The following is a 19,163-nucleotide window of genomic DNA, read 5'->3' on the forward strand; positions in this document are numbered from 1 at the left end:
AACTCACTATGGCATTTGTACCCAACGAGAAATTCACCGAACTATTGGCTCTGCTCAAAACCGGTGGTACATCAATCCCGCGAAGCAAAACACCCGAGCACATCGCATTTGCAAAGTCTTTTCCTGCCAACACATTGGCGACACTGACGCTTGACCAGTATTGCGTTGGCAAGAAATCGCAGGAGAGCTTTTGTTGGTGGATTGAGCGTGGTCTTCAATCAGTCTTGGGGCGGTACATGCCCGGCACCTCCAGAGGACATATCGTTTACTTCAAGCCGGATGGTGAGGTCTACAAAAACCGCAAGTTGCGTGACCTGTCGGACACGGATGCGCTTCAGTACACCTTGAAAATTCAGTCTGCCATTGCGAATGCAGACGTTACCAAAGACCTCAGTTGGATAGACGATGACGAGCAGCTATACAAGCGTGCGGGTGTAACACCACGTGTCACTATCGGTGACGGTCGGAAACTACGCATCCTGAGTTGCTATAACCCCGACGCAGTGCTGCCGATTTCGTCATCGCATCACTTGAAGCACTTTTTGGAGTTGTTTGGCTGTCCAGTTGCGGACATTCCCAAGGTTGAGCAGCCCGTTGCGCGCTCAATGCTTTTGCGTGAACTGTTTTTTTCCGCTCAGAAACAGATACCCGGCATTACCCCATACGACTTCATGCATGTCTTGTATAGCCCGACTGCTGGATTCGCTCCGGTCAAAGAGGCAAGTGCAGAAGTGGATGACGGCTCTGACGACGAGTCGGTACTGCTGCCTGTTGCAGGGGATGATGAGGATTCGGAACTTCCGACTGGTCTAAACACGATTCTGTATGGTCCACCAGGAACAGGAAAAACGTTCACAACCATTGATGAAGCCATCAAGATTTTGGACCCCGAGTTCTATGCCAAGAATGAGAGCGAGCGCGAATCCCTCAAAGAGCGATTTGATGATCTGGTTGCAAACAATCGCATCAGGTTCGTGACATTTCACCAGAGCTTTAGCTACGAAGACTTTGTTGAAGGCTTGCGGGCAGAGACTGACGAAGCTGAAGGCGGGCAGATTCAGTATGTCATTGAGAAGGGGGTATTCCAAGCGATCTGTGAAGACGCAAGCAAGCCCATTCAGAGTGCAACCGCAAAGCTGGGTGTTAGCGACAGCCCCCGAATTTGGAAGATTTCCATTGATGGAACTGGTGATAGCGCAACCCGTCAGTATTGTTTAAAACATGGCGAGGCCCGAATTGGCTGGGGTAACGTCGGCGACCTAAAGACGGCGCAATTGAATGACCCTTCGTTCACATTGGGATCAAACGACAGAAGCACTCTCGAACTCTTTGGCAATGAGATTGCAGTTGGCGACGTCCTGCTCTGCATCGGAAGCAACACAGAGGTGGCGGCGATTGGCATCGTCAGTGGCAACTACCGCTATGAGGCAACGCCGCCTAGCAGTGTTCGGGCAGATTACAAAAACGTTCTGCCCGTGAACTGGATAGTCACCGATTGCAATTTTTCAATATTGAACCTCAACAGTCAAAAACGCTTCACGTTAAAGACGGTCTACGAAATTACCCGCTTCAGTTGGCCCGAACTGCTGAAAGGTCTAAGCGCAGCGGGTGTTGATTTGAAAGCTGTTGGCCCCACTGAAATCACCTCAGCTCCTTTCGTTCTGATCATTGATGAAATCAACCGTGGCAATGTCTCCCGCATATTCGGTGAACTCATTACGCTGATTGAACCCAGCAAGCGACTTGGCGCGAAAGAGTCTTTGACCGTCACATTGCCCTATTCAAAGAAGCCATTTGGCGTACCGAAAAATGTCTATTTGATTGGCACGATGAATACGGCTGACAAGTCGTTGACTGGCCTCGACATTGCGCTGCGCCGCCGATTCGTCTTTAAGGAAATGCCTGCTAAGCCGGAGCTGTTGGACAAGGTGACTATCTCCGGGCTGTCCGTGGGCCAGATGCTGCGGTCGATCAATCAGCGCATTGAAGTTCTACTTGACCGGGACCACTGTATCGGCCATGCCTACTTTCTACCGCTAGACAAGGACCGCTCCATTGAACGTTTGTCGGCAATATTCAAACAGCAGGTTCTGCCACTACTTCAAGAGTACTTTTTTGAAGACTGCGAGCGTATTGGCTGGGTACTGAATGATCACCGTACCAAGGGTGAGCCGTTCATTCGATCTGGCGGTCATGGCTCAACGTCATTGGCAAAACTCTTTGGCTCGGAAGTGGCGGGCGGTCTTCGTGACACACGTTGGGCGGTTAACGAAGCTGCCCTCACATCCATCGACAGTTACATCAACATTGTTGGAGTTTCAGAGTGATTGTGCAATCGGTTGTGGTGCGCGAATACGCACGTCTTACGACTGAAAAAGTGGATGGCACGTCCATTGAAAGCACGCTTGATCGGGCACAGATTTCACAGTCTGCCTTCGATTGGATTTGCAAGTTAAACCAAAAATTCAGTGCGGCTGGTGCATCTCTTGCGATAGTCGAGGGGCGGACTTGGTTGCGGCTGGATAAGCATGTCGGGGTCATTGAGACTCCGTGCGGCACACGGATTGAAATTCTGCCCAAGCATCACGAATCTGGCGACGTGATTCACGAAAGCAGAGCCCTCTTACAGCGAATGATTGCGGCTTCGTTTGACCTGCCAGCGCGTGAGGTCGGAGCAGCGGACCTGCAGCTATTTAATGCGCCGCTGACTGAATGGGTCATGGGTCGGTTCTTGGCTGCGTTGGAGCGCATTGTTAAAACAGGCATCCGGTTCGACTACCGCAGAGTAGAGGAAGAGCAACGCTACTTGCGCGGGCAATTGAACACCGTGCGTCAAATGCGACAGCCACCGGGCAAACAGCATTTCTTCCATATTCGGCACGATATTTTCGACCCCGATGGTGCGGAAAACCGGCTTTTGAAGCTGGCTCTGGAACAGGTATCGAAGACCACTCGGGACGCTGCGAACTGGAAACTTGCCGGTGAATTGCGTAGCCTCATGAGTGAGATTGGCTCCAGCAAAGACGTAGATGGTGATTTCAAGCGGTGGCGCAATGAAAGACTCATGAGCCATTACCGCCCGGTTAAACCATGGTGCGAACTTATCCTGAACCAACAAATGCCTTTGTCCGTTGCGGGCAACTGGCATGGCCTCAGTCTGCTGTTTCCCATGGACAAGCTATTTGAACGCTATGTTGCAGCGTGGTTGCGCCGCAGTATTCCGCCAACGATTCGACTACGAAGCCCCGCTGCCAGCGAGTACCTAACAGTGCACGATGGCGACAAGATGTTCCGGTTGGAGCCTGACCTATTGCTGGAGTCCACCAACGATAAGTGGGTGCTAGATACCAAGTGGAAGAAGTTGGATGCCGCAGACCGAGGCAATAAGTACGGTTTGAGCCAGGGCGATTTCTACCAACTGTATGCATATGGAAAAAAGTACCTCGCAGGGCAGTCGTCAAGCGAGCTTGTGCTTATCTACCCGGCGACCGAATCGTTTTCAAAGTCTCTGCCTGTGTTTGACTATGGCGATGGGATGAAGCTCTGGGTTCTTCCCTTTGACCTAACGGGTCAGGTTCTAATTGATTCGGAGGAAACGACACTTCCAATTGGGTTTCATGCATTTGAGAAAAAGGCGGCGTAACTAAGCGCCATTCAGGGAAAGACGTAATGACCGAAGACCAACTTGAACAGGAAACACTTGGCTGGCTGCAAGATGTGGGTTACACCCATCTCTACGGCCCGGACATTGCATTTGACGGTTCAAGCCCAGAACGAGCCAATTACCGGCAAGTGGTGTTGCCGTTTCGACTGCGTGAAGCCATCAATCGGCTGAATCCTGACATCCCCACCGCCGCTCGTGAGGATGCGCTGAAGCAAGTCATCGACCTTGGCATGCCGGTATTGCTGTCTGCCAATCAGCACTTCCACCGCATGCTGGTGACGGGTGTTCCTGTGCAGTACCAATTGGCTGGCGAAACGCGGGGCAACTTTGTGCGCCTGATCGACTGGGCGCAACCAGACCGCAATGAGTGGCTAGCGGTTAACCAGTTTTCCATCCGTGGCCCACATCACACGCGCAGACCGGACGTTATCCTGTTCGTGAACGGCCTGCCATTGGTACTGATCGAACTCAAGAATCCGGCAGACCTGAACGCTGACGTGTGGAAAGCCTACGATCAGATTCAGACCTACAAAGAGCAAATTTCCGACACTTTCCAGTACAACGAGGTGCTTGTCATATCCGATGGCACGGAGGCATTGCTCGGGTCCCTGTCTGCTGATGCCGAACGCTTTATGGCGTGGCGCACCATTGATGGTGTCACCCTTGACCCCTTGGGTGAGTTCAATGAACTCCAAACTCTTGTGCGCGGGGTGCTGGCACCGCAGTATTTGCTGGACTATCTGCACTACTTCGTACTGTTTGAAGACGATGGCGCTTTGGTTAAAAAGATAGCCGGGTACCACCAGTTTCATGCCGTGCGCGCTGCCATCGTGCAAGTGATCGAAGCTTCTCGACCTGGCGGAAACCAGAAGGGCGGAGTGGTCTGGCACACGCAGGGCAGCGGCAAAAGCATCACCATGACGTGCTTCGCGGCACGGGTGATGCAAGAACCCACTATGGAGAACCCGACCATTGTGGTCATTACCGACAGGAATGATCTTGACGGTCAACTCTTTGGCGTGTTCAGTCTGGCACAAGACCTGTTGCGCGAACAGCCGGTACAAGTCAGCACCCGGCAGGATTTAAGGGCAAAGCTTTCCAATCGTCCATCTGGTGGCATCGTATTCGCCACTATCCAGAAGTTCATGCCCGGTGAGGACGAAGACACGTTTCCGGTACTCTCAAGCCGCCACAATATTGTGGTCATCGCAGATGAAGCCCACCGCACGCAATACGGCTTTGAAGCCAAGCTAAAGGTTCGCAAAACGTCATCCAAGGCGATTGCTACTGGTGACGGTCAGGTGACACCGCACCGTGCAGAGTTTGCGCCACCAGAATACACAGAACGGTATGAAGTGGGGTATGCCCAGCATTTGCGTGATGCCCTGCCAAATGCAACATTCGTCGCCTTCACTGGCACACCCGTCAGCAGTGAAGACCGTGACACCCGTGCAGTGTTTGGTGATTACATCCACGTTTATGACATGCAGCAGGCTAAAGAAGATGGCGCAACGGTTGCCATTTACTACGAGTCTCGCCTTGCCAAACTCAGTCTGAGTGCGGCGGACATGGCGGCAATTGACGTTGAAGTAGACGAACTGGCGGAAGACGAAGAGGAAAGCACCCAGTCACAACTCAAAAGTCGATGGGCTGCACTGGAGAAAGTGGTTGGTGCGCAACCCCGCGTGGTCAGTGTGGCCGCCGATCTGGTCGCGCACTTTGAAGAGCGCAACAAGGCGCAGTCCGGTAAAGCCATGGTGGTTGCCATGAGCCGCGAGATTTGCGTCCACCTGTACAACGAAATCATAAAGCTGCGCCCGGATTGGCACAGTGCAGACCCAGAGCAAGGGGCCATCAAAATCATCATGACCGGCTCCGCCAGCGACAAAGCGTTGCTGAGGCCCCATATCTACAGTTCGCAGACCAAGAAGCGGCTGGAGAAACGCTTCAAAGACCCGGTTGATCCTTTGCGTTTGGTGATCGTGCGTGACATGTGGCTCACCGGCTTTGACGCCCCATGTGTACATACGCTGTATGTGGACAAGCCGATGAAAGGCCACAACCTGATGCAAGCCATTGCGCGTGTCAATCGAGTATTCAAAGATAAGCAAGGCGGCTTGGTGGTCGATTACATTGGCATTGGCAATGAGTTGAGGTCTGCCATGAAGGAATACACGCAGTCCAAGGGGCGCGGCAGACCGACGGTGGATGCCCACGAGGCGTACAGCTTGCTAATGGAAAAGATCGACGTTCTGCGCTCGATGTTGCACGGCTTCGACTACCAAGATTTCATGACCGCAGGCCACCGCTTGCTTGCTGGTGCTGCCAACCATGTGTTGGGAATCAAGGATGGCAAAAAACGATTCGCGGATGTTGCACTTGCCATGAGCAAAGCATTTACGCTTTGCTGCACCTTGGACGATGCCAAAACTGTCCGTGAAGAAGTAGCCTTCTTGCAGGGCGTCAAAGTCATTCTGACAAAGCGCGACATAACCGCGCAGCGCCGTACCGACGAAGTGCGTGAACTGGCTATCCGTCAGATCATCAATTCTGCGGTGGTGTCTGAAAGCGTCGTTGACATTTTTGACGCTGTTGGCCTTGATAAACCGAACATCGGTTTGCTCGACGATGAATTCTTGGCGCAAGTGCGCAACTTGCCCGAAAAGAATCTGGCGGTAGAACTGCTGGAGCGGCTGCTTGAGGGTGAAATCAAGAGCCGGTTTGCAAGCAATTTGGTCCAGGACAAGAAGTTCTCGGAGATGCTGACCAACGTCATTACCCGGTATCAGAACCGTTCCATTGAAACCGCGCAGGTCATGGAAGAACTAGTCGCCATGGCGAAAAAGTTCCGTGAGGCGGCTTCGCGTGGTGATGCGCTCGGACTCACTGAAGATGAAGTCCGCTTCTATGACGCATTGGCGAATAACGAGTCAGCGGTTCGGGAACTCACCGACGAAACGCTCAAGAAGATTGCGCACGAACTCACGGAAAACTTGCGTCAAAACCTGAGTGTCGATTGGTCAGAACGTGAGAGCGTTCGCGCCAAGTTGCGTCTGATGGTCAAGCGCATATTGCGCAAATACAAATACCCACCAGATATGCAAGATGCCGCTGTTGAACTCATCCTTCAGCAAGCTCAGGCGTTGGGCGATAGCTGGTCTGAATGACGGGTGCCCTAGCGTAATCCCCTTGCTTTCGAGGCGATGATTAGGACTTGCCTATTAAAGCTGGGATTGGTCGAATAAATCGCCTGTTTTCAGGCACTTTTCAGGGGTGCAAGCCAATCGTCCAGCATGCCGTTTAGGGCTGTTAAGGACACCATCGGGGAGCTTGTATTGGCATCAAACAGGGCAGTTTGAGCCGCCGTCAGCGTCCATTTGGCTCTATATGCAAAAATGGATCTAAAACAATTGCATTTGTATGCTATAATAGCATATGTAAACTGTTTTACAACGGTTTCTAGTTATTTACTCTCTATTGCCATGCTGCGCCGCAGCAATTCTCTGGCACCACTTTTCCAAAGATTTCCACGCTTTTGCTCTTGAGTTGGCTTTGCTATGCACGGTCACTTTGGCGTGCTCGCGTTTATTTTTTATCAAGCACTGTTGTGAGCATCTTTAACTCAGCAGGAGAACAACCATGCACCTCGATGAATCCATCACTACCGCATTTGAAACTATCCGTGAATTCACCAGCTTTGACAGCCACAGTCTTGTGCCGCACCCTGAAAACCTAGTGTTTCAGACAATTACAGAGAGTCGCTTTCTGCACCGACTGGGCACCAAGTTGGCCGAGATTGTGAGCAATCCCGCTGGCGAAGATTTGCAGTATTGCGCCCACACCGTGCGCCGCTACTTCTGGAACGAGCTGGGGCTATCTCAGCCGCCCGAATTGCCCACGGATGTACCTAGATTTCTTCTCCATCCAGATCACACCTTAGAGCACAGAGTCAACGCACAGGAATTGGCCGACCAGTTGGTGCAAGTGCCAATTAAAGAAACGCCCGTGCCGTGCATCGTGGCATCCAAGCTGGCGCTGTTGCAAAAGCTGTTGAATTTGAGCGATACGGCCATCCAATATCTGACGCTGGCCTACGTACATTGCAGCATCCACAGCCTGACCAAAGACGAGTCCAGTAGCCTCAAAGTCGCACTGGCCCACATTGGCTTGGCAGACGATGCCCACCGAAACCGCGCAGTATCCGTTTTGTTGAATGCGCCGCTGGCAGATGTTCAGGCCCTGTTTGCATCACCGTCCATACTCGTTTCTTTGCGATTCGTTGATGCTGCCGCCTTTAACCAAAGGCGAACTTTGCGGGATGTATTTGTACTGACGGATGAGTTTGTCACGCTGCTGGAAACACCGTACCGATCACACCAAGCACTGCTAGCAGGCATTCTGGAGCCCGAACAAGACCTCGATTTAATCGACGATGGCACCACACCTCTAGGCTACCTCTATGAAGTGCTCCCCAAGGAGATAGCAGAAGCCTACGAATGTGCGGTGCTAGACCGGCCATTGAAATCCATTCACATCCAAGCATTGGTGAGTTGGTACACCGCAGGGTATCGCATGCTCCCATCGTTTTACTCGCCATTGGCTGGTCACATCACAGTAGAAGCTCTGCGCGATGCGATCAAACGAGTGGCACTGGAATGTGCGCAAATCAACAAACCCTTGACATCACATGCACTGGTCAAGGCGCTGTATGCCGCATCGTCGTAAATATATGAATTGACTATTCCAACCGATGTTGAGGACATAGCTATGCGCACAACAAGCCACGGAATACTTGACCCCAATGAAGCCCCAGCGGGCTTTGTAGCGGTGCTCAAAAGCGAAGTAGCAACTGAACGCCTTGGAAACATCTGCCGCGCTTGCGATTGGCGCAGCGACTGCAACGGCTTTGAACACCGCTGCATGCCCTATACGGTTATCAGCAGCAAAGACGGGCGTGAACTCAAACGCCAAGATGGTTGTAGCGTCGTGTTCAAGCGTCGCGCCACCACAGACTGATTTTTTCTTAGCCGTGCCACGTATCGGTTAGCCCATGCCGAGGCTTCGTTACGTGCATTTATTACTGCAACGTTTCACATACAAGGAGAAGACCATGACCGACTTTCATGCATTCACTGACACAGAGCAAAAAAAGCCATCCGTCACCATCATCACCAATTCCGCAAAGTTCGCTCTAGGCCAGGTATTAGCGACTCCGCAAGCCATCCGTATATTGGAAGAAACTGGCAGAAGTGCCGCAAGCATTCTGGCAATGCACATGCACGGCGAATGGGGCGATGTGTGCAAAGAAGATGCTGAACTCAATGAGCAAGCTCTTGCCAATGGCTCCAGAATCATGAGCGTGTACCGCTTATGTGACCCACAAACATTGCGAAGTACCCCCAGTCATAGGCGTGCAGCATTGCCAACGTTGTGGTGTATCACAGACGCGGCCCTCGATGAAAACCATCCTCGTACCTCCCGTGAAGTGACGACATTGCTCACACCTTCCGAGTATTAGCATGGCAGCAGAGTCAAAAAACAAAGCAGCCGCATATCGGTTCAGTCGCTATTACGCTGAATTGCAAGCTGGCCCCACACTGACGGTGCAAACGAAGCGACAAGAACCTATTTCTATCCATTTCGCACAAGGCTCAATTTGCTCTAGCTGTGGCCTTACGTGCTTGTGCATGGTGCTGTCTGCCTATGGCCTAGCCAAACCCAGTGCCTTAGAAAATATGTCACATCGGCAGTCAGGAATAGCTGCCGACGTATGGCGCGTGCTAGGGCCGTTCTTTATGACTGGCATCACAGCACCAGAACTTAAAGCGGCCATAGAAAGTTTGTCTCTACCCATCAAGTTGAGCATGCGCCACTGCACCAGCAAGACGAATGTTGCGCAACTGGCAGTGGTCAGTGAGTTTGCGGTGAACTGCTTATTCAAGGGACGATTCACGATGCTGGCCTATGCCAGCTTAAAGAATCGTCACCAGCACTGGCTTACTGGAATTGGCGTAGAAGGGCTTGCTGTGTCACATGCTGCACCGGCGATTACCAATGTGGACACCTTGCTAGCGATAGACCCAGCCGATGGTATTCAGCCCTTCACGGTCAGTAATGCGCGGCTTCGTCGTGATGTAACTCCGCGTCGCAAAGCGAGTCCGCGTTGGGTGTATGAAGCTGCTGGCTTTAAGAGTGAGCCGGTTTCGCTTGTCTCTGCGCTGTGCTTTGAGTTGCTGGAGTGAGTGAGAGAGTCACAAATGGTTAGTGAAGTCCACGCGCTGTAGCGGTGTCTTTGCGCACTGGTTTGGCCCCATTGGCGCGACGACGTAAAGCCGAAGGTTCAAGCCAAGTCGGTTTGAGATTCATATCTGCGGTGATGGGTTCAACGAGCGTAGCCAAAGAGATTTTTAGCGCGTGGCAAATCGCAGAGAGTGTGTAGATCGTTGGATTGGCCGTGCCAGTTTCTATGGCACCAATGGCAGTGCGAGTGAGTTCCGCTTCGCCACCCAATTGCTCTTGACTCAGACCGCATGCGATTCTCAATTCTTTGAGTCTGGCCCCGAGCTTTTTTGACAACTCCATTTGGGCCAATTCACGCCGACGCTTGACCGCATTCTTTGCGCGGTCTTCCCGTGCTTTCAACTTTGCGGCGGCATCTGATGCTTTGGTGGCAATTGCAGAAGACGGCTGAATAGCCTGCTTCTTCGCAGCCCCCTTCACAACGGGTTTGGTGGTTTTTGAGTTCGCTGACATGTGGGCGAATCGTGACCGACGTACCCAACACTATCAACATGATAGACACAACATAATATGATGTGTAAACACATCAATTGCTAAATGCAATGAGTTTCAACCCAAGCAAAAAAGGAGAGAGAAATGAGTGAATTCGTACCCTGCTGTGGCTGCGGCGCACAGCTTCATGTGACAGCGCAGACTTGCCCGAAATGCGGAGCACCACAGAAAGCGGCTGGCGTTCCAGCATCAGCACAAAGCACAGCAAACGCAAAGAGCGTGGCTAGTGCTGCCAAAACACCAAGCAGCTATAGCGATGTGCCGTGGTTCCGTCGCCGCTGGCTTGTCTTGATAGCTGCGTTAACCGTATCACCCCTCGCAGGGCTTATAGCGGCCACTGGAGACTTGTTCTATGCAGCCAAAGATGGTGCAGTCAAAACGCTGCCAGCGAACTTCAAGACCGCGTTTTACTTTCTGTCTGCTGGCTGGGTTATCAATCTGTTCATGCCGGAGGGCTCTGCCAGTTCGATCTTGTTTGTGATCGGTGCCATTGTGTTGGCACTGGTGGTTGGATTGAGGAAGTGAGCCATGACATTGATGCAAATTTCTAAACTCTTGGCATGGGGTAGATTAGCTCTTTGTATTCCAGCATTCTCCCAATCCAGCAACCCCTATGCTGATGGCAATGCCGCCGCGCCTGACGAGTGGTTGTTGGTCAAGAAAGGCAATCCGTGGTGGTACGAAACCAAGCCGAGTCCGACGCCTGTTCAACTTCAAAAGCGCGCACCCACGGCAGCAGAGCAAGCCATCATTGATCGAGCACGCGCACTGGTGGCAAATCGGCCAGCCAAAGCGTTTGTTTTGATGGACGGTGACACGGTGCTGTACTCGGAGACAAAAGCGCCAGCAGACGCTGATTCCGTCTTCTTTGGCTTCTCCATGGGCAAGACGGTCACAGCTATGGCCGCTGGTCAGGCCATTTGTGCAGGAAAGCTCAAGCTGGAAACCAAGGCCAGCGAAGTTATGCCGGAACTGAATGGCAAAGCATTGGGCAACGCCACCGTGCGCGATCTGCTGCGCATGGCATCCGGTGCGGCTGATCCCAACCCAGACAGTTCAGTATGGACACCTGACCAGTTCAAAGAGTGGGGGCGTGGCAATCTGAATCTTGTTAACTTGGTGACGGAAGATCGCATTGCCAAAGCAGCCAAGGGCGTATTCTCAGACTTCAAACCGGGTGAAGTGTCCACATATAAGAGCACTGACCCCTACGTGCTGGGCATCATGGTCAGTCGCGCCACGGGCACAGTGTGGAGCCAATGGATTCAGGAGCAAATCTTGAACCCAATGGGCGCGGCCAAACCGGGACTGTACGTTCAGGACCGTCAACAAAACGGACTGGCAGACAGCGGTTTGAGGATGCGTTTAGAGGACTGGATGCGATTCGCCGTGTGGGTCAAGCGCAGTTCCAAAGAGGCAGGGTGTTTCGGTGACTACGTGCGTGCAGCCACCAGCACACAGATTTCCAATGGAAGTAACCCCAGCACCCGCAAAATGGGCAAGCTGTTTGGTGGTTACGGCTACTTCACTTGGACGGAAAACAGCATTGTTCCGAACACGGCATGGGCTTCTGGCTGGGGTGGTCAGCGCATCGGCTGGAATACAGACCCGAACAACAATCGGATGGTCATCACTTTCTCCAACGTGGAAAGCTGGATGCCGGACGTTTACGAGCTTTCCAAAGACTGGAATCGCTTGTCCAAGTAGTCGAGAAAATGTGAACCGTGCCGCTCACTTGTTACAGTTTGCGGCAACAGCGCCAAGCTGAAACTTGGCTTTGCAAGAAGAGGGTGTATTTTTGGGAACTGAGACAAAGATTGTTTGCTCAGTTCCCATTTTCAAGTGTTAGCCTGCCTTTGTAGATCCTGCACGCAAGTCCACACCCAAGTAGATGTTGAAATTGCTGCGCTTGCGACGCGGGTAGCCAGCCGACTCCATGCGGATGTGGAAAGCCTTCTGCGTCAGAGGGTGACGACCAAGGCGTTTCGTATAGTCACAGTAGCTGGTGTACGCCATGCTGGCTTGCAGCGACTCGCCTTTGCCAGTGACGCACCATTCTGCAATCCACGCGCCCAATGTGTCGGACTCCTTGCGCATGCTGCGTTTCTTTTCATCAACCGCCGTACACGACACTAGCTTTCCCTGTTCGTGGTAACGGCGTGCGCCGCGCAAAGCCCAATTCAATATGCCCGCGTGCTCTTTGAGTAATTTCTCCTCGACATCATCGTCACGATTCACCCCGGAAAAATTGCCGTTGAACGGAACCGGAAAGATGCGACGCCACATGGCCTTATCGTTGGCACGGATGTCTGGCATATCGTTCGTCGAGAGCCACAGCTTGGCCTCTGGCTTGAACGTGATGGTGTCGCCATAGTTCGCCCGCGTCGTGATGCTGTCTCCGCCTGCAAATTGCTTCACAAACGCGGTATCGAACCCGCGTGACTCCGGCAACTCAGTTGCAATGGCAAGACGCTTGCCCTTGAGCGCCATCAACGCAGAGTTGGCTTGACTCGCTGCGCCAGCATAGGCTGAGGTCACCAAGTTCGGCGCAAGCTCGGTTGCATAGTCACCCAGCATTGCCGTTATGGTGCGCATGAAGACACCTTTGCCGTTCTCACCAGTTCCTTCAAGCACGAAGAACGCCTGTGCCTTGGTGTGACCGAACAGGGTGTATCCGATAGAACGCTGAAGAAAGCCAGCGAGCTTGTAGTCCTCACATGTAATTCCCGCCACAAAGCGTTTCCACTCGGGGCAACGAGCCTCACTGTCAAACGCAACATTGCAACGGCGACGCAGATAGTCATGTGCTTTGGCCTGACGGAACAGTCCGGTACGCAAGTCAATGACACCATTCATGACGGCCAGTAGGTTTGCGTCTTGATCAAACTGGTTTTCAGAAATATGTAGCACCGACTCAAGTTCAGCAAGCTTGACCATGCCGGTCATGCCCGCATGGCTGCGCAGCTTTTTGACGGATGGGTCTTTCTTTCCTTCTCCTTCGCTTAAGTCCGTGACCAGGAGACGAGCCGCACGCATAGGCGCTTGCTTGTCAGCACGCCACACCACGCCGTCGAAGGCATACCAAAGTCCCATTTGCGGGTCAAAGCGCAACATACCTTTATATGTTGTTGCAAACAATTGCGCGGCATCCATGTCATCGAAACCACTTGCAGCGCCAGCGCGGCGTGAAAGCCAGAACAGAGAATGGATATTGATTCCACCCTTGGCCTTGAAATGCTTCCACGTCTTTAGTTGTACCACTTCGTCGAACTTTGTCCCATCCTTTGACCATGCAGTCCACAATGCATAACCCTGCTTGCTGGGGGCTACCGAGTGGATAGCCATACCTGCATGCAGCCACATATTGCGATCATCTGGGGGTAGGGCGGAAAGTGCCTTCTTGATCTGAGCCTGCTTTGCAGCAGTCAAAAGCTTTTGGGGTGTGCAATTGACTTTACCCATTACTTCGCTAGCAGCTACTGGCATTCCAGAGGCTGCGGACTTTACTGGTTTCTCCACTTTCAGGCCCAGAGCACGCACCAGTTTGCCAACCGCAATCGGCGCACGCGGCACTTCAAAAAGTGTTTGTGCCATTACCGGGCTGCGGTGGTTCCAGTTGATTGAGCCGGGTAAACGCATCATGCGTGCGGGATCGCACACCTGAGGATCACTGTCAAAACGTTGGGCTAGTGCGCGTTGAATACGCTTAAACATTTGAACAGTACAGTTGCTCACAAGCCAATATGCGTGCAATCGACCATACGAAGTCGTCACAATTATGTTGGGTTGAAGCGGCAGCTTCATCAAGTCGTTCTCAGTGGTATCGCCACTGTCAATGTCAATGAAAACAGCGTTGATGCCGGTGACGTTGTCATTGGATCGCTTGCTGGACTGAATCTGGTTGACGGCTACTGCTATGTTGCGCCCCTTGATGTTGGCATCAATTAGCGTGTCTAGCCAACGGGCTGGCGTGCCAAATTGTTGCGCATCAGACTCGTAAAGTTGGGCCGCACTGCTCTTGCGATACTTCAGGAACCACGCAGGCTTGTTGCCGTGCAGCAGCTTAATGAATCGAAGCATTTCAGCTTTGTCTGGTAGGGGTGATGATTTTGCTTTGTTGGTCATGCTGACCATCGAATGATTAAATTTCATAAATTTCTTTCAAATTGTTGAGGCGCTGTTTCCCCTGAAAAAAAAGAGGGCTTGGTGCGCAAACAGTTGATGGTGTGGAGTGGGTGGAAGCAAGTCAGAGAACTGACAAAAGTGCTTCTCACTTGGTATTGTTTTTTTCTTCAAAAACTTTAGAAAAAAAGCTCCACTCGCTCCACCTGTTTTTGCACCCCTTTTTTTTCTTTTTTTCGGGGAAGACGCCGGAGTTGGTATCAGAGACTGGCTTGAAGCTACTTGGACATTGCCGCGCTGTGGTGAGCCTCAGTTAGACTTTGTTGTGTGCTGCACGATGCAGCGCTGCTAGGTTTGGCTTTCAAGTTCATTTGAATTTCCTCAAATATGCAGGAGCGGCTGTGCAGAATTGCCCGCATCGCCCTTGCGAACTTCATTTACAAGAAGCACAATTCAAATGATGAATAGAGAAATGAATAGAGGTATTATTTGTCCACGAATTGCAGGTAGTACATGGTTGCAAACTGGGAAAAGAACTGGATATTTCTGACCGCATTGAAGCGGTTGGCGATTGACTCCAGGCTGTTCGTTTCTATTGAAAACGCGGAGTCTTGCTTGCCTCAGGTGTTCGACGATGCACTTGCAGGGCGTTTCGGGCGCTTGCGTGAGCGCGAAGACATGAAGCTATTGGCAGCAGTCCTGCCGAGCGTACTGGAACGACTGCGCAAGAAAATGGAGTCCGTTGGACTAAGTGAGTCCGCCAAGTTTCCGCCGGTGGTGTGGCTTCGGCTGATGCATGAAGCCGATGTAGAACCAGTGAGCGCAGTTTTAAGAGTGTTTGAAGACTGGCAAGAGCAGATGCGAGCGGATGGCATGACTGTCCTATACCGTCGTTGGGATAGAGCTACGCAGAACTATGTCGGCCCTGAACGTGAGCGCGACGGATTGGGCACATTGGTTGGATATACGGTTGAGGAAATGCTGGTTGAGCAGCCGAAGAAACCCAATTGGCCTTACTGCCATCAGTGGAAGTTCTTCGGTGAGCCATCAGTAGGTGTTGTTGTTCCGAAGGTTCCTCCATTGGAAGTAGTGCTCCCCAAGCTCGCTCCTGAGGTCTCAGAAGGGATTCGGAAGGTCAAAGTCGGCGTCGATCGACATATGAAGCGACGGAAGCGTAGTCGTCAGGATTTAGAGCGGGCGTGCGGCAAACGGGTATTGGTTGCTTTGGACGAATGCTTGGCTGTGGAATTCTCAAGGAAACGCAATGGTGTGCTCGAAGCAGGCCGAAAGAAAGACCATAGAACCTATAAATGCCAGTTGTCTTTGAATGAACTGGTTTCGGAGTTGAAGCGAAAGTACAGCAAGCAGTTGACTTGGTCAGATAGCACGCTTAAGAGTGCCTTGCCTTACTTCGTGGCGTGCCCACGTGGCAGACCGGGTGGCTTGGACTGAACTGTGTCGTTGCTAGGCGAGGGCGTTCCACTTTCAGGTGGATTCCTTCCATGTACCTGCCTTGAATGCGTCCAGATCGGACATCAGCCAGAATGCGCCTTTGCCTCGTTGGATGGGTTTGGGAAACTGTCCGTCGGCGCGGCGGCGGTATAGGTTTGACTCAGACTCGCCTAAGTAGTGGGCGGCAAATGCGATGCGAACAGCGGGGTCGATGCCGCTGGCTCGTTGTGCATTCACGCGCTGAAATTCCTTTTGCAGCCGGGCGAGTTTGGCTTGCTTTTTTGCATCAATAGGCTTGGACTGTGCTGGTATTGCGGCTGAGGGGACAGTTGCTGGAAGTGCGAGTTTGGATGGAGGCGCTGGCGCACGGGGCGAGTTGACTGGAGCATTTGCTGCACTACCGAGAATGGTGCGAACGCTTTTTTTCTGGATGGGCGCTGAGGATGTGAGGGTTTTTTCCACTGTCCCTATGACGCGAAATGTCTCGCCTGTCTCGGTGTGTACAAGATATTTCTTGTGCTCTGATGCTCGCTTGTAGCCTGGTGTGGAGTTGACTGGTACTAGTACGACTTTGGTATGTCCTGGCGCGGGAGCGGTGGAGGCATATACCGCACCGTTAATTAGCAGGGTTTTGCCTTCCAGTTTTAAGCGGATGCGACCGGATTCGTTCAGCCCCAAATACAAATATTTTGGGTGCTTTTCTAGCGCAGATTGTGCGGCAGGCTTTTTTGACTGAACGGTACTCATGACCGTTTATACCGTCATTTCGCTAGGCAAATTAACTTGGATTCACGTGCCCGCAGCAGATCGCCAAAAGCTCGCAGTTGCTCGCAAGTACTCTCACCCAAGCGCAAAATGAAATGTGGATAGAAACGTGTGTTGAGGCGTTTCAGAACTGTTGATATTTTATAAATCTTATTATAAATCAACAGCTTACGATGGTTTTTCTGGCGGAAGCTGTGAGATTCGAACTCACGGAGGGGATAAACCCTCGCCGGTTTTCAAGACCGGTGCCTTAAACCGCTCGGCCAAGCTTCCAGAAGGTCGGTATTCTAACTGCTGTGTGCCTCTGTTTTGCGTAAGAGCCGGAAAAAGTGTTTTGATCCATTGACCAAGCACCTGTGCGCAGGTGCTTATTGCGCGTGTTGGGCTTTGCGTAAATGTTTCTCAAAGCGCCTTAGCAGCAGCGACAAACTGATGGTCAGCATGAGGTATAGCACCGCGACCACGTTGTAGGTTTCTACCGTCAAAAATGAGCTAGAGGCATGCAACTTACCGAGTTGGGTGATGTCGTTCACACCTAAGACCGACACCAAAGAGGAGTCCTTAACGATGGCAATAAAGTCGTTGCCCAAGGCGGGCAAGATGCTGCGCAAAGCTTGCGGCCACACGACCAGCCGGAACGTTTGCACGCGGTTAAGTCCCAAGACCTTGGCTGCTTCAATTTGCTCGCGCGGTACGCATTGGATGCCAGCCCTGAAAATCTCTGCCAAGAACGCGCTGTAGGCCAAGGCCAAGGCGATCACGCCACGGGCGAGGTTAGAAAAGTCACGCAGCTGCCAATCGGGCATTTCGCCTTGCGCAATGGCAGTTTCAAACAACCACTGGTAAGCCTCGATCACCAGGGGCGCGCCCGCGAAGGTGACATACAGCAAGATCACCAAAGTGGGCAAACCCCGCAGCACTTCGGTGTACAGGCGGGCGGGCTGGTTGAGCCACGTGTGTTTGGACAATTGCGCCATGGCAATCAGCAGCCCAAGCGATGCTGCCAACGCAAACGCCAGCACGGCCACCAGCACAGTGACGCCAATGCCTTGCAGCAGCGTGGTAAAGATGAGCCAGTAGCGGCCATCTTTGACTAAGAGTACGGCAAACAACAAAAAGGCCAGCAGCACCGCTGCCAGCCAATAGGGTTTTTGCGCTTCAACGGGTGCGTGCACGTGTTACTGGTTCAGCTTGTAGTCCACAAACCATTTTTGGTTCAGCTTGTCAAACGTGCCGTCTGCTTTGAGCTGCTTGATGGCTGCGTTGATAGGCGCGACCAGGTTGGATTTGGGCTTGAAGATAAAGCCAAACTCTTCGTGTCCCATGGGCTTGCCCACCACTTTGTAGGTGTTGGGGAAGGCCTTGATATAGCCTTGCGATGAGGCGCTGTCGGTCAGCACCATATCTACGTCACCCGCTTTGAGGGCTTGCATGGACAGGCCAAAGGTGTCGTACAGCTTGATGCGTGGGTTCTTTTCGTTGCCGTCTAGTACTTCGTAGACCGCGGTGAAAAAGTTGGTGGTGCCACCTTGTGCGCCCACGAGGAGTTTGGCGTTGGCTTTAAAGGCTTTGGGGTTGTCAAAGCGCTTTTCATTGGCGCGCACCATCATGAATTGCTCAGACACCATATAAGGATCGGAGAAGTCCACTTGTTTTTTGCGGTCGGCTTTGATGGTGATGCCATCCATGCCCACATCGAACTGGCCTTGGCGCACCGCTTCAATCATGGTGTCCCAGCTGGTGAGTTTCCACTCCACCTTGGCGTTGAGGCGTTTGGCAATCTCGTTGAAGGCGTCATATTCCCAGCCTACGCTTTCGCCCGTCTTAGGATCTTTGAAATTCAGGGGGGGATAAGCGTTCTCGGTGACCGCCACAATGGTGCGACCTTTGAGGTCCGGCAGGGCCTGTGCGTGTGCGGCGGAGAGTCCGGCCATGGTGCACAACAGTGCAGCACCAGCCAAAAGAAAGCGGCGAGTGGAGGTCATAAAGTTCCCGATCGATAAGGGAGTAAGCGAAGCCTTGAGTATAGGCAATGGTGCGCAGCCCCAAGCGGTGCCAAAATCGGGGCATGACCACGCCCAGTTCTACACCTCCTGCACCGCCCAACCCTCCTGCGCAAGCCCGCAACCCCTTGCACGGCGTGACGCTGGAAATGATAGTCACGGCCCTGTCGGAGTATTACGGTTGGGAGGAACTGGCGCAGCGCATTCCCATTCGCTGCTTTGCGCTGGACCCGAGCGTGAGTTCTAGCCTGAAGTTCTTGCGCAAAACGCCTTGGGCCCGCGAGAAGGTAGAGGGCCTGTACCTGTTTATGCAGCGCGAGCAGCGCCGCGCCGGTAGTCGCTCCCAGCCGTCTAGCCGTGGATAA

16 protein-coding genes and 1 tRNA gene are annotated in these 19,163 nt (G+C 52.6%); 11 read left to right on the forward strand and 6 right to left on the reverse strand.

The features are described from left to right. The first annotated feature begins 8 nt into the window (after positions 1-8). The 7 genes from EXZ61_RS05465 to EXZ61_RS05495 all read left to right on the forward strand — a co-directional run bounded on the left by EXZ61_RS05465 (position 9) and on the right by EXZ61_RS05495 (position 9,906). A complete protein-coding gene (locus EXZ61_RS05465; protein WP_201799113.1) occupies positions 9-2,327 on the forward strand; it encodes an AAA family ATPase in 2,319 nt (772 codons plus the stop codon). Further along, positions 2,324-3,643, forward strand: coding sequence for an McrC family protein (locus EXZ61_RS05470; RefSeq protein ID WP_237219097.1), 1,320 nt, complete (start codon positions 2,324-2,326; stop codon positions 3,641-3,643). The genes EXZ61_RS05465 and EXZ61_RS05470 overlap by 4 nt, the downstream gene beginning before the upstream one ends. Before the next feature lie 26 nt (positions 3,644-3,669). Continuing rightward, positions 3,670-6,831 (forward strand): type I restriction endonuclease subunit R, encoded by a 3,162-nt coding sequence (locus tag EXZ61_RS05475; RefSeq protein WP_142809778.1) that lies wholly within the window; start codon positions 3,670-3,672, stop codon positions 6,829-6,831. 472 nt (positions 6,832-7,303) lie between these two features. Further along, the gene (locus EXZ61_RS05480) at positions 7,304-8,389 is read left to right on the forward strand and encodes a hypothetical protein (protein ID WP_142809780.1); all 1,086 of its coding nucleotides are present in this window, start codon (positions 7,304-7,306) and stop codon (positions 8,387-8,389) included. A 42-nt stretch (positions 8,390-8,431) separates the two neighbouring features. Further along, the gene (locus EXZ61_RS05485; RefSeq protein WP_142809783.1) at positions 8,432-8,680 is read left to right on the forward strand and encodes a hypothetical protein; all 249 of its coding nucleotides are present in this window, start codon (positions 8,432-8,434) and stop codon (positions 8,678-8,680) included. Between the two features lie 94 nt (positions 8,681-8,774). Further along, a complete protein-coding gene (locus EXZ61_RS05490) occupies positions 8,775-9,182 on the forward strand; it encodes a type I restriction endonuclease subunit M (protein ID WP_178084836.1) in 408 nt (135 codons plus the stop codon). A 1-nt stretch (position 9,183) separates the two neighbouring features. Continuing rightward, the gene (locus EXZ61_RS05495) at positions 9,184-9,906 is read left to right on the forward strand and encodes a hypothetical protein (protein ID WP_142809785.1); all 723 of its coding nucleotides are present in this window, start codon (positions 9,184-9,186) and stop codon (positions 9,904-9,906) included. 19 nt (positions 9,907-9,925) lie between these two features. On the opposite strand, the gene EXZ61_RS05500 is transcribed toward EXZ61_RS05495, so the two are convergent. Further along, positions 9,926-10,417, reverse strand: a complete 492-nt coding sequence (locus EXZ61_RS05500) for a helix-turn-helix transcriptional regulator (RefSeq protein WP_237219098.1) — start codon at positions 10,415-10,417, stop codon at positions 9,926-9,928. Positions 10,418-10,540: 123 nt separating this feature from the next. Here EXZ61_RS05500 and EXZ61_RS05505 point away from each other — a divergent pair, with 123 nt between their 5' ends. Then, the gene (locus EXZ61_RS05505; protein ID WP_142809787.1) at positions 10,541-10,981 is read left to right on the forward strand and encodes a hypothetical protein; all 441 of its coding nucleotides are present in this window, start codon (positions 10,541-10,543) and stop codon (positions 10,979-10,981) included. Positions 10,982-10,984: 3 nt separating this feature from the next. Then, complete coding sequence (locus tag EXZ61_RS05510) at positions 10,985-12,163, forward strand: serine hydrolase domain-containing protein (RefSeq protein WP_237219099.1); 1,179 nt, start codon at positions 10,985-10,987, stop codon at positions 12,161-12,163. A gap of 138 nt (positions 12,164-12,301) precedes the next feature. On the opposite strand, the gene EXZ61_RS05515 is transcribed toward EXZ61_RS05510, so the two are convergent. Then, positions 12,302-14,608, reverse strand: a complete 2,307-nt coding sequence (locus EXZ61_RS05515; protein ID WP_142809789.1) for a phage/plasmid primase, P4 family — start codon at positions 14,606-14,608, stop codon at positions 12,302-12,304. 483 nt (positions 14,609-15,091) lie between these two features. Here EXZ61_RS05515 and EXZ61_RS05520 point away from each other — a divergent pair, with 483 nt between their 5' ends. After that, positions 15,092-16,030: a hypothetical protein gene (locus EXZ61_RS05520; protein WP_142809791.1), complete on the forward strand. Its 939-nt coding sequence runs from the start codon at positions 15,092-15,094 to the stop codon at positions 16,028-16,030. Positions 16,031-16,063: 33 nt separating this feature from the next. On the opposite strand, the gene EXZ61_RS21995 is transcribed toward EXZ61_RS05520, so the two are convergent. The 4 genes from EXZ61_RS21995 to EXZ61_RS05540 form a co-directional block, all read right to left on the reverse strand. Further along, complete coding sequence (locus EXZ61_RS21995; protein WP_201799114.1) at positions 16,064-16,777, reverse strand: helix-turn-helix transcriptional regulator; 714 nt, start codon at positions 16,775-16,777, stop codon at positions 16,064-16,066. Positions 16,778-16,978: 201 nt separating this feature from the next. Further along, a tRNA-Ser gene (locus tag EXZ61_RS05530) sits at positions 16,979-17,068 on the reverse strand. A gap of 95 nt (positions 17,069-17,163) precedes the next feature. Next, the gene (locus tag EXZ61_RS05535; protein ID WP_142809793.1) at positions 17,164-17,970 is read right to left on the reverse strand and encodes an amino acid ABC transporter permease; all 807 of its coding nucleotides are present in this window, start codon (positions 17,968-17,970) and stop codon (positions 17,164-17,166) included. Positions 17,971-17,973: 3 nt separating this feature from the next. Beyond that, entirely contained in the window at positions 17,974-18,780 is an 807-nt protein-coding gene (locus EXZ61_RS05540; protein WP_142809795.1) for a transporter substrate-binding domain-containing protein, read from the reverse strand. A gap of 83 nt (positions 18,781-18,863) precedes the next feature. On the opposite strand from EXZ61_RS05540, the gene EXZ61_RS05545 reads away from it, so the two are divergent. Next, entirely contained in the window at positions 18,864-19,163 is a 300-nt protein-coding gene (locus tag EXZ61_RS05545) for a VF530 family protein (protein ID WP_142809797.1), read from the forward strand.

This window comes from Rhodoferax aquaticus, from assembly GCF_006974105.1.
GTDB classification, from domain to species: Bacteria; Pseudomonadota; Gammaproteobacteria; order Burkholderiales; family Burkholderiaceae_C; genus Allorhodoferax; species Allorhodoferax aquaticus_A.